The following is a 13,172-nucleotide window of genomic DNA, read 5'->3' as shown; positions in this document are numbered from 1 at the left end:
ATGACGTTCGACACCACCACGGCAGGCGAGCGACACCCGATCGCCCCGCCGAGCGACGCACGCTCGACGGCACAGCCGGCCGCCGTCGACATCCGCGGTCTGCACAAGGTCTTCGGCCAGGGCGACGACGCCGTCGAGGCGATCGGCGGGCTCGACCTGAGGGTCGAACAGGGGGAGTTCGTCAGCGTTCTCGGCGCCTCCGGCTGCGGCAAGTCGACCCTGCTGTCGATCATCGCCGGGCTCGAACCCGCCAGCGCGGGCGACGTGCACGTCGACGGCCCTCAACCGGCGCTGATGTTTCAGGATTCCGCGCTCTTCCCGTGGCTGAGCGTCGGCGAGAACGTCGAGGCTCCCCTGCGATTCAGGGGCGTGCCCTCCGCCGAACGCCGCCAGCGGGCGCAGGAGCTGCTCGCGACGGTGCGGCTCGACGGCGCAGTGGATCGACGACCCCACGAACTGTCCGGAGGCCAACGCCAACGCGTCGCCCTCGCGCGCGCACTCGCCCAGAACGCGCGCCTGCTGCTCATGGACGAACCATTCGCCGCCCTCGACGCCATGACGCGCGACCTGCTCCACGGGGAACTTAGCGACGTGTGGCATCGCGACGGCATGGCCGTCATCTTCGTCACCCACAACGTGCGTGAAGCAGTGCGTCTCGGCCAACGTGTCGTCCTGCTCTCTTCGCGCCCGGGACGCGTCAGCCAGACGTGGGACGTCGACCTGCCACAGCCGCGTGCCATCGAGGACGCAGGCGTCGGTGAGCTGTCCCGCGAGATCACCTCGCGCCTGCGAGAGGAGATCAGTCGTCATGCCCACGCCTGAGTTCGACATGCGCGAGGAGGATCCGTTCGAGGCCAGTGCCCGACGGCACCGCTCGCCCGGCCCCACGAGATCGATGATCAGTGACGACGACGTCACCTCCGGACTAGACGCGCTCGAACAGGCTCAGGCGCAGCGCCGACGCCGCGTCGACCCGCTGTCCGTGCTAGCGCCGCTGGGTGCGCTCGCGATCGTGGTCCTCGCCTGGCAGGTTCTCGTGTGGGCACACGTCAAACCGGCCTGGGTGCTCCCTCCGGTCACCGACATCGCTCGGGCCCTGTGGACCTCCCTCACCTCGGGGGAGGCGCTCGACGCGATCTGGGTCAGCCTGCGACGCGGCGCGGTGGGCTTCGCGCTCTCTCTCGTGCTCGGCACGACACTCGGGCTCGTCGTCGGCCGCGCGAGACTGGCGCGGCGCGCCTTCCGACCGCTGCTCGCAGCGATGCAGTCCCTGCCGTCGGTCGCGTGGGTGCCCTTCGCCGTCATGATGTTCTACCTCAGCGACACGACGATGTACGCCGTGATCCTGCTGTCCGCAGTGCCCTCGATCGCCATGGGATTGATCGGCGGGTTGGATCAGGTCCCGCCTCTGTTCGAACGAGCCGGCCGGGCCCTCGGAGCGAGTCGCACGCAACTCGTGCGTCACGTCCTCCTGCCGGCGGCCATGCCGACCTATCTCGGCGGCATCAAGCAGGGCTGGGCGTTCGCCTGGCGTTCCCTCATGGCCGCCGAGCTCATCGTGCAGTCGCCCAAGCTCGGATTCGGTCTCGGTTCGATGCTCAACCAGGGGCAGGCGAACTCGGACATGCCAGCCGTGATGGCCGCGATCGTTCTCGTGCTCGTCGTCGGGTTGGCCGTGGAGGTGCTGCTCTTCGCCCCGATCGAGCGGCGCATGCTGCACCGTCGGGGCCTCGCGCCGTCGTAGGGCTGACCTGCGGCGAGCCGGGACGCTCCGGTCTCGGGCGACGACGGCTCCTCGCGCGTCACGATAGACTCAGGGGCGATGCGCAGGCACGACGCCTGCGCATTCGTCACCTCACGGCTCGTGCCGCGGGCGACGGGTGCACGGCACGGCGACAACTCCAGGAGGCGCGAGTGAGCAACTCGGAACAGACGATCATCGACACGATTCTGCCGAAGCTCGAACCACTGGGTCTCCTCGTCGAGGACGTCACCGTCGTGCCTGCCGGCAAGCGCCGCCTCGTGCGCGTGCTCGTCGACCGCGACGTCGCCCTCGAGACGGCGGTCGAGGAATCGATCGAGCCCGTCACGCTCGACGAGGTCACGGACGCCACGCGCGTCATCGACGCAGAACTCGAGGCGAGCGACGTCATGGGCGAACAGCCCTACGTCCTCGAGGTCAGCTCACCCGGCACCGACCGTCCGCTGACGCTGCCGCGCCACTTCGCGCGCAACGTCGGCCGCCTCGTCACCGTCACCCTCGACGACGAGTCGAAGGTCGCCGGTCGCATCACCCGCGCCGACGCCCAGACGGTGCAGGTGACGCCCGAGCAGGGCGGCAAGAAGGCGGGGGCGGCCGTTGACGCCGAGCCCGCCCGACTCAATTACACATCGATCACCGGCGCCAAGGTGCAGGTGGAATTCACGCGCGGCGACGACGCCGACGCCGTGGGAGAGGACGTCTGATGGACATCGACATGGCTGCACTGCGCGCCCTGGAGCGGGAGCGCGAGATTCCGATGGACGTCATCGTCCCCGCCATCGAGCAGGCGCTGCTGCTCGCGTACCAGAAGGAGGAGGGCTCCTACCGCCGGGCGCGCGTCGAGCTCGACCGCCGCACGGGTCATGTCGTCGTGTGGGCGCGCGAGGACGGCGAGAAGCAGGAGGACGGCACCTGGAGCGAGCCCGGCCCCGAGTTCGACGACACCCCCAAGAACTTCGGGCGCGTCGCCGCGGGTACGGCCCGTCAGGTCATCATGCAGCGCATGCGTGACGTCGAGGACGAGGCCATCCTCGGTGACTTCATCGGCAAGGAAGGCGACATCGTCTCCGGCACGATCCAGCAGAGCCTCGACTCGCGGTTCGTCAAGGTCGACTTCGGCACCGTGGAGGGCATCCTGCCGACTGCGGAGCAGGTGCCAGGGGAGACCTACCGTCACGGCGAGCGTCTGCGCTGCTACGTCGTGTCCGTGCGCCGCGGCCCGAAGGGCCCGCAGATCTCGCTGTCGCGCACCCACCCCAACCTCGTGCGCAAGCTGTTCGCGATGGAGGTGCCCGAGATCGCCGACGGTAGCGTCGAGATCGCCGCGCTCGCGCGCGAGGCGGGTCACCGCACCAAGATCGCGGTGCACGCCACGAAGCCCGGCATCAACGCCAAGGGCGCCTGTATCGGCCCGATGGGTCAGCGCGTGCGCGCCGTCATGAGCGAGCTGCAGGGCGAGAAGATCGACATCGTCGACTACTCGCGCCAGCCCGATGAGTTCATCGCCGCGGCGCTGTCGCCGTCGCGCGTCGAGTCGGTCGAGGTCGTCGACCCGAAGGCCCGAGCCGCCCGCGTCGTCGTGCCCGACTTCCAGCTCAGCCTCGCCATCGGCAAGGAGGGCCAGAACGCCCGTCTCGCGGCGAAGCTGACGGGGTGGCGCATCGACATCCGGCCCGACACCGCGCTCGCCGACGGCGGGCGTGACGACGAGTCGGCCCGCTGAGCGCGCGCCCTCAGACGTCTCGCGCGCACCCCGGCCATCGAGCGTGGCCGGGGTGCGCGCATTTCGTCGCGGAGCTGTGCGGGGGTAGGGTAGGTCTTGAACGGTGACAGATGTGAAGGTGGGGTGCGTGTGAACGTGCCGATCCCGAACGTCGAGCTCTCCCGGCCCGCAGAACCGCAGCGAACCTGCATCGGGTGCCGGGGCAAGGGCGGCCGTTCCGTTTTGCTGCGCATCGCAGTGAGCGAGGACGGCGCCACCCTGGTGCTCGACTCGCGCAAGGCGATGCCCGGTCGAGGAGCCTGGCTCCACGCCGACACGACGTGCCTCGAACAGGCCACCAAGCGTCGGGCATGGGCACGAGCACTTCGTCTGCACACCGCGGTCCACACCGCGACGCTGCAGGAACACGTGGCGGCCGAGATCGCCCGCCTGCCGTCGCCCGACGGCGAACACACCATGACCGAAAGCGGGTTTGACGCGATGAGCAACCGATGAGTTCTCACCGATGAACACCTACCCCTCGGCGGTCGGCTGATCCTCCGGGCAAGCAATTGCTCGAAGCCTTGGCCGCCCGTCACCATCTGACAGGAGAAACGTGGCCAAGGTTCGAGTCCACGAGCTCGCCAAGGAGCTCGGAGTCGAGAGCAAGGAACTGCTCGCGCACCTCAAGGCGCAGGGCGAGTTCGTGAAGTCCGCCAGTTCGACGATCGAAGCGCCCGTCGTGCGCAAGATCAAGGAGAACCCCCCGAAGCCGACGAAGGCCGGTGGCGACGCCGCCGACGTGCCGTCGAGCTCCCCGAAGCCGGCTGGCGGTTCGTCCGCCAAGCCCGGCGCCCCCAAGCCGGGCCCGAAGGCGCCTGCTCCCAAGGCTGCCCCGGCCGATGCCGCACCCGCGGCGCCGTCGAAGCCGGCCGAGAGCGCCACCCCGAAGCCTGCGGCCAAGACCGAGTCGGACGCTGCCCCGGCAGCACCCGCCGCGGCGACGCCGTCCGCGCCCAAGCCCGCTGCGGCCGCACCGTCGGCACCGAAGCCCGCTGCTGCGCGCCCCGGCCCCAAGCCCGGGCCAGCCGCGAAGCCGGCGAGCACGTCGGGTCCGTCGCGTGGCGAGCGTTCGGAGCGCCCCGAGCGTTCCGGCAACCGTCCCGGCCCGCGCCCCGGCGCACCGCGTCCGGGCAACAACCCGTTCAGCTCCAACCAGGGCATGGGCCGTGGTGGCGAGCGTCGTGGCGGCGAGCGCACCGAGCGCCGTGACGGCGGTGAGCGTCGCGAGAGCGGCGCACGCCCCGGCAACAATCCGTTCGCGCCGAGCCAGGGCATGCCGCGTCCCGGCGGCAACCGTGGCCCCGCAGGCTCCGGTGGCCCCCGTCCCGCGGGTGCGGCAGGTCCGCGTCCCGGCGGTTCCGCCGGTGCCGGTGGCCCCCGTCCCGGTGGTCCGCGCCCCAACCCGGGCATGATGCCGTCGCAGGCGGCCGTGCCGCGTCCCGGTGAGCGTCCCGCCCGTGGTGGCGGTGGCGGTCGTCCCGGTGCGGGTGGTCGTCCCGGCGGCGGCGGTTTCGCCGGTCGTCCCGGTGGCGGCGGTCGTGGCCCCGGTGGCCGCGGCGGCACCCAGGGTGCGTTCGGTCGCGGTGGCAGCAAGGTGCGCGGCCGCAAGAGCAAGCGCGCGAAGCGTCAAGAGTTCGAGCAGATGCAGGCGCCGTCGATCGGTGGTGTGAGCGTTCCTCGCGGCAACGGTTCGACGATCATCCAGGTGCGTCGCGGTGCGTCGCTGACGGACTTCGCCGACAAGATCGACGCGAACCCCGCATCGCTCGTCACCGTGCTGTTCCACCTCGGTGAGATGGCGACGGCGACGCAGTCGCTGGACGAGGACACGTTCCAGCTGCTCGGCGCCGAGCTCGGCTACGACATCCGTGTCGTCTCCCCGGAGGAGGAGGAGCGCGAGCTCTTCGGCCAGTTCAACATCGACCTCGACGCCGAGGCCAAGGGCGAGAGCGACGACGTGCTCGAGCAGCGTCCGCCGGTCGTCACCGTCATGGGTCACGTCGACCACGGAAAGACGCGCCTGCTCGACGCGATCCGCAACGCGGACGTCGCGCAGGGCGAGGCCGGCGGCATCACCCAGCACATCGGTGCCTACCAGGTCCACAAGGAGCACGAGGGCGTCGACCGTCCGATCACGTTCATCGACACCCCGGGTCACGAGGCGTTCACCGCCATGCGTGCCCGTGGAGCGAAGGTCACCGACATCGCGATCCTCGTGGTCGCCGCCGATGACGGCGTGATGCCGCAGACGATCGAGGCGCTCAACCACGCCCAGGCGGCGAACGTGCCGATCGTCGTCGCGGTCAACAAGATCGACGTCGACGGCGCGAACCCGGCGAAGGTGCGTCAGCAGCTCACCGAGTACAACCTCATCGCCGAGGAGTACGGCGGCGACACGATGTTCGTCGACGTCTCGGCCCGCCAGGGTCAGAACATCGACTCGCTGCTCGAGGCCGTGCTGCTCACCGCCGACGCCGCGCTCGACCTGCGTGCGAACCCGAACAAGGACGCCCGTGGTGTCGCGATCGAGGCCAACCTCGACCGTGGTCGCGGTGCCGTCGCGACGGTTCTCGTGCAGTCCGGTACGTTGCGCGTCGGTGACGCCATCGTCACGGGTCAGGCCTACGGACGCGTTCGCGCCATGCTCGACGAGCACGGCCAGAACGTCGCCGAAGCGGGCCCGAGCCGCCCGGTGCTCGTCACCGGTCTGGCCTCGGTGCCGCGCGCCGGTGACACGTTCATCGTCGCTCCGGACGACCGCACGGCCCGTCAGATCGCCGAGAAGCGTGAAGCGGCCGACCGTCAGGCCTCGCTGGCCAAGGCGCGCAAGCGCATCAGCCTCGAGGACCTCAACGAGCACCTCGCGGCGGGCAAGGTCGAGACCCTCAACCTCATCCTCAAGGGTGACGTGTCGGGTTCGGTCGAAGCCCTCGAGGACGCGTTGCTGCAGATCGACGTGGGCGACGACGTCGACCTGCGGATCATCGACCGTGGTGTCGGCGCGATCACGATGAACAACATCAACCTCGCCGTCGCCTCAGACGCCATCATCGTCGGCTTCAACGTTCGCGCCGAAGGCCAGAACGCGGAGTACGCCGAGAAGGAAGGCGTCGAGATCCGCTACTACTCGGTCATCTACCAGGCGATCGAGGAGATCGAGCTCGCCCTCAAGGGCATGCTCAAGCCGGAGTACGAGGAGCGCGAGACGGGCTCCGCCGAGATCCGCGAGATCTTCCGCTCGTCCAAGTTCGGCAACATCGCCGGATCGATGGTCAGGAGCGGCGAGATCAAGCGTGGCGCCAAGGCGCGCATCACGCGCGACGGTGTCGTCATCGTCGAAGGCCTCGAGATCGCCGGTCTGCGACGCTTCAAGGACGACGTCACCGAGGTCCGCGAGGGCTTCGAGTGCGGTATCAACCTCGGTTCGCACAACGACGTCCAGACGGGCGACCTCATCACCACGTACGAGATGGTGGAGATCCCCCGAGCCTGACGCCTCGCCGTGTCCGAGGCGATGACCTCATCGCCTCGGACACATGGTCGGATGCGACCCCGCTCGAACCCCGCACACCGGGGTTCGGGCGGGGTCGCCGTCGTGTATGTCGTGAGTCAGCCGTGGCACCGGGCCACGGCGCTGCGCGGCGCCATGCGGCATCGGCCGCGCGCGGCAGATCGGGCAGAATGGGGCCCGTGACTCTCGACGCTCCCGTGCTGAACCCCGATGTCTCGCCCCCGCCCGACGTGGCGCCGGACGGGCGCCTGCTGCTGCTCGCGCCGTCGTCGAACCGCGTGTACGCGGGGGACGCGGCGCGCCTCAACGCTGCGGAGATCACGCTGCTCGCGGGTGCGCTCGGCATCGAGGCGAGCGTCGAACCCGTCACCGTGGCAGGGGTCGACTACCTCGCCGTCGCCGGTGACGACGACCGGCTCGACCGCGTCGTCTCCGAGGCCAGCGGCGCGTTCGCGCTCTTCGGCGCGCGCGACGGGCTGCTGAGCCCGACCCCGCTGGAGCGACGAAGGCTCTACACCGATGACGTCGTCACGATCCAGAAGTACCAGGGCAAGACGAACGAGCAGTTCACGCACCTGCTGCTCAACGTCACCGCGGCGCTGAGCAAGCGTCCCGCACAGCTGCTCGACGGCACGCTGCACGTCCTCGACCCCATGTGCGGGCGCGGCACAACGCTCAACACGTGTCTGCTGCGCGGCCTCGACATCACCGGCATCGAGGTCGACAAGGGCGACTTCGAGCAGTACCAGGCGTTCATCACGACGTGGCTGCGCACGCACCGCCTCAAGCACGAGATCGACGCGACACAGATCCGTCGCAGCGGCCGCACGTACGGTCGCGCCCTCGAGCTCGAGACGGCTCCCAGCAAGGAGGACTGGAAGGCGGGGCGCACCCAGCAGGTGACGTACCTGTCGATGGACACCACCAAGCTGCCGGACGTCATGCGCCGCGCGAGCGTCGACGTCGTCGTCACTGACCTGCCCTACGGCGTGCAGCACGGCAGCCACGGTAGCAATGGCGAGCGGCTCGCCCGTTCACCGTTGCGCCTGCTCGATCGCGCGCTGCCCGGCTGGCACGACGCGCTGCGCACCGGCGGCACGATCGGCCTCGCGTACAACCGTCACGTCGCCGGGCCCGAGGCGATGGCAGAAGTGCTCGAGGCTCACGGCTTCACCGTCGTGCACGGCCACGGCGTGGACGGCCCGACGCAGGGGCACGTCGCCGCCGACGCCTTCCGTCACCGCGTCGACGCCTCGATCGATCGCGACATCGTCGTCGCGCGCAAGGGCTGAGCGGTACATACGGGACACCCTGATCGGTAACGGCCGCGCCCGGCTGCGTCGTCGAGCCGCCGCCTGCGCCCATCGCCTAGGGTTGGGGCAGTTCACTTCAGCATCAGGAGGCATCCATGGCCGACCAGGCCCGCGCCCGCAAGGTCGCCGACCGCATCAAGTCCCTCGTCGCCGAGTACGTCGAGTTCCGTCTCAAGGACGAGCGCGTCGGCTTCCTCACGATCACCGACGTGCGCGTCACCGGCGACCTGCAGAACGCGTCCGTGTTCTACACCGTCTTCGGCAGCGACGAGGAGCGCGCCGCGACGGCCGAAGCGCTCGCCGACAACAAGGGCCGCATCCGCAGCCACGTCGGCAAGGGCCTCGGCATCCGTCTCACGCCGACGCTCGAGTTCATCGCCGACGCGATCCCCGAGGGCGCCGCACACCTCGAGGACGTGCTCGCCCAGACGCGCGCCCGTGACGAGGAACTGGCCCGTAACCGCTCTACCGCCGCCTACGCGGGCGAGGCGGACCCGTACAAGAAGCCGGCCGAACCCGCCGACGAGGCGTGAGCGAGTCCGCTGCCGAGCAGCGCCCTCGCCGCGAGGCGCGTCCGCAGACGCCCGACGGGCTCGTCCTCGTCGACAAGCCCGCCGGATGGACCTCGCACGACGTCGTCGGCCGCATGCGGCGCCTCGCGAACACGCGCCGCGTCGGCCACGCCGGCACACTCGACCCGATGGCGACGGGCGTGCTCGTGCTCGGCGTCAACAAGGCGACGAAGCTGCTGACGTTCCTCGTCGGGTGCGACAAGGAGTACACCGCGACGATTCGCCTCGGCCAGACGACGATCACCGACGACGCGGAGGGCGGCGTCACGGCCTCGACGCCGTTGACGCGCGCGGAGCTGAGCGACGAGGCCCTCGCGGCGGCCGTCGCCTCGCTCAGCGGCGACATCGAGCAGGTGCCGAGCAGCGTCAGCGCGATCAAGGTCGACGGTAAGCGCTCCTACGCCCGCGTGCGTGGGGGAGAGGACGTCGCCCTCGCCGCGCGTTCCGTCACCGTCAGCCGCTTCGAGGTGCTCGACGTGCGTGAGGCGAGCACGGACGACGGCATGCCCGTGGTCGACCTCGACGTCGTCGTCGAGGTGACCTCGGGTACCTACGTGCGCGCCCTCGCCCGCGATCTCGGCGCCGCGCTCGGCGTCGGCGGGCACCTGACAGCGCTGCGGCGCACCCGCGTCGGCGCGTTCACCCTCGAGGACGCGGCGACGCTGGAGACGATCGCCGAGCAGGCCGGGCACGGCGGCGTCCCGCGCGTCATCCCGATGGCGCAGGCCGCGGCGGATTCCTTCGTCGTCCACGATCTCGACGCCGAGGAAGAACGAGCCCTCGGGTACGGCCAGCGGATCGCCTCGGCGCACCGCGGGGAGGAGACGGTCGCGGCGATCGCGCCCGACGGGCGTCTCGCCGCGATCCTCGACGAGCGAGCCGACACCGCGAAGTCGCGTGTCACCTTCCCGGCCTGAGCCTGCAGGCAGCGCGCGCCGCGGTCACCACCCGCGGCGCCCGCAGCGCCCGCGACGCACGCCACGCTCGCCCAGGTGCGAAGCTGTCGCACCGGGCGGTAAGGTGACGCTGCAACGCACGACGAGACGAAGGATGGGCGATGAGCCGTCTGACCGGCTGGTGGCACGGGTTCAACGCCCACGAGAAGCGCTCGATCCTCGGCATGGCGGGTTTCGTCGCGCTGCTGCACGTCGTCGGGTGGGGGGTGCTCGCGTTCGTCGTCGAACCGCAGAACCTGCAGATCACCTCGGACGGGCACAAGCAGCTGTTCGGCATCGGCCTCGGCCTCACCGCCTATACCCTCGGCATGCGTCACGCCTTCGACGCCGACCACATCGCGGCCATCGACAACACGACGCGCAAGCTGCTCACCGACCGTCGCGAGAACAAGCCCGTGTCGGTCGGTTTCTGGTTCTCCCTCGGCCACTCGAGCGTCGTGTTCACGATGTGTCTGCTTCTCGCGCTCGGGATCAAGGCCATCGCCGGGCCGGTGAAGGACGACGACTCGACGCTGCACCAGTGGCTCGGCGTCTTCGGCCCGACGGTCTCCGGCGTCTTCCTGTGGGTCATCGGCATCCTCAACCTCATGAGTCTCATCGGCATCGTGCGCGTCTGGCGCGGGGCGCGTGAAGGCCGCCTCGACGAGCAAGCGCTCGAGGGGCATCTCGATGGCCGCGGATTCTTCGCCCGCATCCTGCGGGGCGCGACGAAGTCGATCACGAAGCCGGTGCAGATGTACCCGACAGGGTTCCTGTTCGGCCTCGGCTTCGACACGGCCACCGAGATCTCGCTGCTCGTCCTCGCGAGCGGGGCGGCGGCCTTCGCGCTGCCGTGGTACGCGATCCTCACCCTGCCGATCATCTTCGCCGCCGGCATGAGCCTGCTCGACTCGATCGACGGCATCTTCATGTCCCGCGCCTACGAATGGGCCTTCGCCAAACCGCTGCGACGGCTCTACTACAACGCGACCGTGACGGGCCTGTCGGTGTTCGTCGCCCTCGTCATCGGCACGATCGAACTGGCCGGCGTCGTGAGCGACAAGTGGAACATCACGAGCGGCCCGGTCGCCTGGCTGGGTTCGATCCCGCTCGACTCGGTCGGGTACGTCATCGTCGCGCTCTTCGTGCTGACGTGGGCCGGCGCGCTCGCCGTGTGGCGTCTCGCACGCATGGACGAGCGAGAGCTGTCCACGGGCGGATAAGGTGGCGTCGTGCTGCGCCTGACTGACCCCCACGACCTGCCCGCCGACTTCGGGCCCACCGTCGTCACACTCGGAAACTTCGACGGCGTCCACCGCGGCCACGCCGCCGTGATGCAGCGCGTCGCGCAAGAGGCTCACGCCCGTGGGCTCAAGAGCGTCGCCGTGACGTTCGAGCCGCACCCCCTCGCCGTCCTCGCGCCCGACAAGGCGCCCGAGATGCTGACGGGCATGAAGGACCGGCTGTTCCTGCTCGAACAGCTCGGCCTCGACGCCGTCGTCGTCATGCCGTTCACCCGCGAGCTCGCCGCGCAGACGCCGCGCGAGTTCGTAGAGGCGACGTTCGTCGACGCCCTGCATGCGCGCTGCGTCGTCGTCGGCAAGGACACCCGCTTCGGCGTGAAGAACTCCGGCGACATCAGGACGCTGAGCGAGCTGGGGGGCGAGTTCGGCTTCGACGTCATCGCCCTCGACGACGTCGGCCCGGGCGTGCGCTGGTCGTCCTCGCAGGTGCGCGAACTCATCGCGGGCGGCAAGGTCGATGAGGCCGCCGAGGTACTTGGGCGCAACCACTGCGTCGTCGGGGAGGTCGTCAAGGGCTTCCAGCGCGGGCGCGAACTCGGTTTCCCGACGGCCAACCTCGCGCGGGACGCCGAGGGCGTCGTCCCCGCTGACGGTGTGTACGCGGGGTGGCTCGTGCGTCGCTCGCTCGCCCAGGACGACCCCGAATACCGCTTGCCCGCCGCCATCAGCGTCGGCACGAACCCGACGTTCGACATCCCCGAGCGCACGGTCGAGGCGTACGTCCTCGACCGCACCGACCTCGACCTGTACGGCGAGATCGTCGCCGTCGAGTTCGTGCAGCACCTGCGCGGCAACGTAAAATTCGACTCGATCGAGGCACTGATCGAGCAGATGACGCGCGACGTCGAGGCGGCACGCGACCTGCTCGCGCCTGCGTGAACGCAGCGCGACGCGAGCCGCGACGCGTCCTCGCCGACCTCGCACGCCTCGACCTCGGCCTGCTGACGGCGGCGGCCGGCCTCACCGTCATCGGCATCCTGCTGACGTGGTCGGCCACCGCACACGTCTCCGGCACCGCCTTCGCCGTGCGCGGCGTCATCAACGCCGTCATCGGAGTGGGCCTCGCGGCGCTCATCATGCGCCTCGATCCGCGGACGTTGCGCGCGCTCGCCCCGGCGATCTACCTCCTCACGTTGCTCGCCCTCGTCGCCGTCCTGACACCCCTCGGCAGCACGATCAACGGTTCGCGCTCGTGGATCGAACTACCCGGCTTCTCGATCCAGCCGTCGGAGATGGCGAAGGTCGCGCTCGCCGTGACGCTCGCGTCCGTCCTCGCCGACCGCGACGACCCGCGCCCCCTCGGCCTGCGGCAGCTGCGGTTGCCGCTCGCCGTCGTCGCCGTGCCCCTGGCGCTCATCATGCTGCAACCCGACTTCGGCTCAGCCGTCGTTCTCACCCTGCTCGCGGTCTCGGCGCTGCTCGTCCCCGGGGTGCGCCGGCGGGTGCTGCTCGGCGCGGGCACCGCGCTCGCGGGAGTCGTCGCCGTCGCCCTGTTCACCCCCGTGCTCGCGCCGTATCAGCGCGACCGGCTGCTCGCGTTCGTCGACCCCACCGCCGACCCGAGTGGCATCGGCTACCAGGTGGCGCAGGTCAAGACGGCCATCGGTTCCGGGGGGTTGTTCGGTGAGGGCTTGTTCGAGGGACGCTCGACGCAGGGCGGGTTCATCCCGTTCCAGTACACCGACTTCGTATTCTCCGTCGCGGGGGAGGAGCTCGGGTTCGTCGGGGCCGTGGGCGTCGTCGCGCTCGAGCTGTTCGTCGTCGTCCGCATGCTGCACGTGGCGCGCCGTTCGGAGGACGATTTCGCGCGCCTCGTCTGCGTCGCGCTCGCCGGATGGTTCCTCGTCCAGACGCTCGAGAACCTCGGGATGAACCTCGGTCTCATGCCCGTCACGGGGGTGCCGCTGCCGTTCGTCTCGTACGGTGGATCGAGCATGTTTTCGTGCTGGGCCGCCATCGGGCTCGTCGGAAACATCCAAAAGACCCGCCGCTCTCGCCTAGGGTGAGGGC

Annotated in this window: 12 protein-coding genes; all 12 read left to right on the top strand. The window is 70.1% G+C overall.

Features of this window, described 5'->3' with window-relative positions; translation table 11 throughout:
• The 12 genes from DYE07_RS12305 (at position 1) to rodA (ending at position 13,168) form a co-directional block, all read left to right on the top strand.
• Positions 1 to 822 (top strand): ABC transporter ATP-binding protein, encoded by an 822-nt coding sequence (locus DYE07_RS12305; protein ID WP_006944904.1) that lies wholly within the window; start codon positions 1 to 3, stop codon positions 820 to 822.
• Positions 809 to 1,744 carry an ABC transporter permease gene (locus DYE07_RS12300; RefSeq protein WP_083607188.1) on the top strand — a complete coding sequence of 312 codons (936 nt, stop codon included), beginning with the start codon at positions 809 to 811 and terminating at the stop codon, positions 1,742 to 1,744. Before DYE07_RS12305 ends, DYE07_RS12300 begins: the two co-directional genes overlap by 14 nt.
• Positions 1,745 to 1,914: 170 nt before the next feature.
• A complete protein-coding gene (rimP, locus tag DYE07_RS12295; RefSeq protein WP_062257565.1) occupies positions 1,915 to 2,466 on the top strand; it encodes a ribosome maturation factor RimP in 552 nt (183 codons plus the stop codon).
• Complete coding sequence (nusA, locus tag DYE07_RS12290) at positions 2,466 to 3,485, top strand: transcription termination factor NusA (protein WP_006944857.1); 1,020 nt, start codon at positions 2,466 to 2,468, stop codon at positions 3,483 to 3,485. Before rimP ends, nusA begins: the two co-directional genes overlap by 1 nt.
• 129 nt (positions 3,486 to 3,614) lie before the next feature.
• Complete coding sequence (locus DYE07_RS12285; RefSeq protein WP_050786491.1) at positions 3,615 to 3,980, top strand: YlxR family protein; 366 nt, start codon at positions 3,615 to 3,617, stop codon at positions 3,978 to 3,980.
• A 100-nt stretch (positions 3,981 to 4,080) separates the two neighbouring features.
• Positions 4,081 to 7,020, top strand: a complete 2,940-nt coding sequence (gene infB, locus DYE07_RS12280; protein WP_115297185.1) for a translation initiation factor IF-2 — start codon at positions 4,081 to 4,083, stop codon at positions 7,018 to 7,020.
• Between the two features lie 197 nt (positions 7,021 to 7,217).
• Complete coding sequence (locus DYE07_RS12275; RefSeq protein ID WP_006943459.1) at positions 7,218 to 8,330, top strand: TRM11 family SAM-dependent methyltransferase; 1,113 nt, start codon at positions 7,218 to 7,220, stop codon at positions 8,328 to 8,330.
• Positions 8,331 to 8,446: 116 nt separating this feature from the next.
• On the top strand, positions 8,447 to 8,884 hold the full coding sequence (rbfA, locus tag DYE07_RS12270; RefSeq protein ID WP_006943469.1) for a 30S ribosome-binding factor RbfA: 438 nt from the start codon (positions 8,447 to 8,449) through the stop codon (positions 8,882 to 8,884).
• Positions 8,881 to 9,840, top strand: a complete 960-nt coding sequence (gene truB, locus DYE07_RS12265) for a tRNA pseudouridine(55) synthase TruB (protein ID WP_006943467.1) — start codon at positions 8,881 to 8,883, stop codon at positions 9,838 to 9,840. The genes rbfA and truB overlap by 4 nt, the downstream gene beginning before the upstream one ends.
• 140 nt (positions 9,841 to 9,980) lie before the next feature.
• Positions 9,981 to 11,081 (top strand): Nickel transporter NicT, encoded by a 1,101-nt coding sequence (gene nicT / locus DYE07_RS12260; RefSeq protein WP_006943463.1) that lies wholly within the window; start codon positions 9,981 to 9,983, stop codon positions 11,079 to 11,081.
• Between the two features lie 9 nt (positions 11,082 to 11,090).
• Positions 11,091 to 12,041: a bifunctional riboflavin kinase/FAD synthetase gene (locus DYE07_RS12255; RefSeq protein WP_062257570.1), complete on the top strand. Its 951-nt coding sequence runs from the start codon at positions 11,091 to 11,093 to the stop codon at positions 12,039 to 12,041.
• Complete coding sequence (rodA, locus tag DYE07_RS12250; RefSeq protein ID WP_062257572.1) at positions 12,038 to 13,168, top strand: rod shape-determining protein RodA; 1,131 nt, start codon at positions 12,038 to 12,040, stop codon at positions 13,166 to 13,168. Before DYE07_RS12255 ends, rodA begins: the two co-directional genes overlap by 4 nt.
• The last annotated feature ends 4 nt before the right edge of the window (positions 13,169 to 13,172 follow it).

It is taken from the genome of Dermacoccus nishinomiyaensis, from assembly GCF_900447535.1.
GTDB classification, from domain to species: Bacteria; Actinomycetota; Actinomycetes; order Actinomycetales; family Dermatophilaceae; genus Dermacoccus; species Dermacoccus nishinomiyaensis.
This window is presented reverse-complemented; position numbering and strand designations above follow the sequence as displayed.

Excerpts from the sequence above, each read along its gene's own strand:
- nicT (WP_006943463.1), top strand. The coding sequence starts at position 9,981 with ATGAGCCGTCTGACCGGCTGGTGGCACGGGTTCAACGCCCACGAGAAG.
- DYE07_RS12300 (WP_083607188.1), top strand. The coding sequence starts at position 809 with ATGCCCACGCCTGAGTTCGACATGCGCGAGGAGGATCCGTTCGAGGCC.
- nusA (WP_006944857.1), top strand. The coding sequence starts at position 2,466 with ATGGACATCGACATGGCTGCACTGCGCGCCCTGGAGCGGGAGCGCGAG.
- DYE07_RS12305 (WP_006944904.1), top strand. The coding sequence starts at position 1 with ATGACGTTCGACACCACCACGGCAGGCGAGCGACACCCGATCGCCCCG.
- rbfA (WP_006943469.1), top strand. The coding sequence starts at position 8,447 with ATGGCCGACCAGGCCCGCGCCCGCAAGGTCGCCGACCGCATCAAGTCC.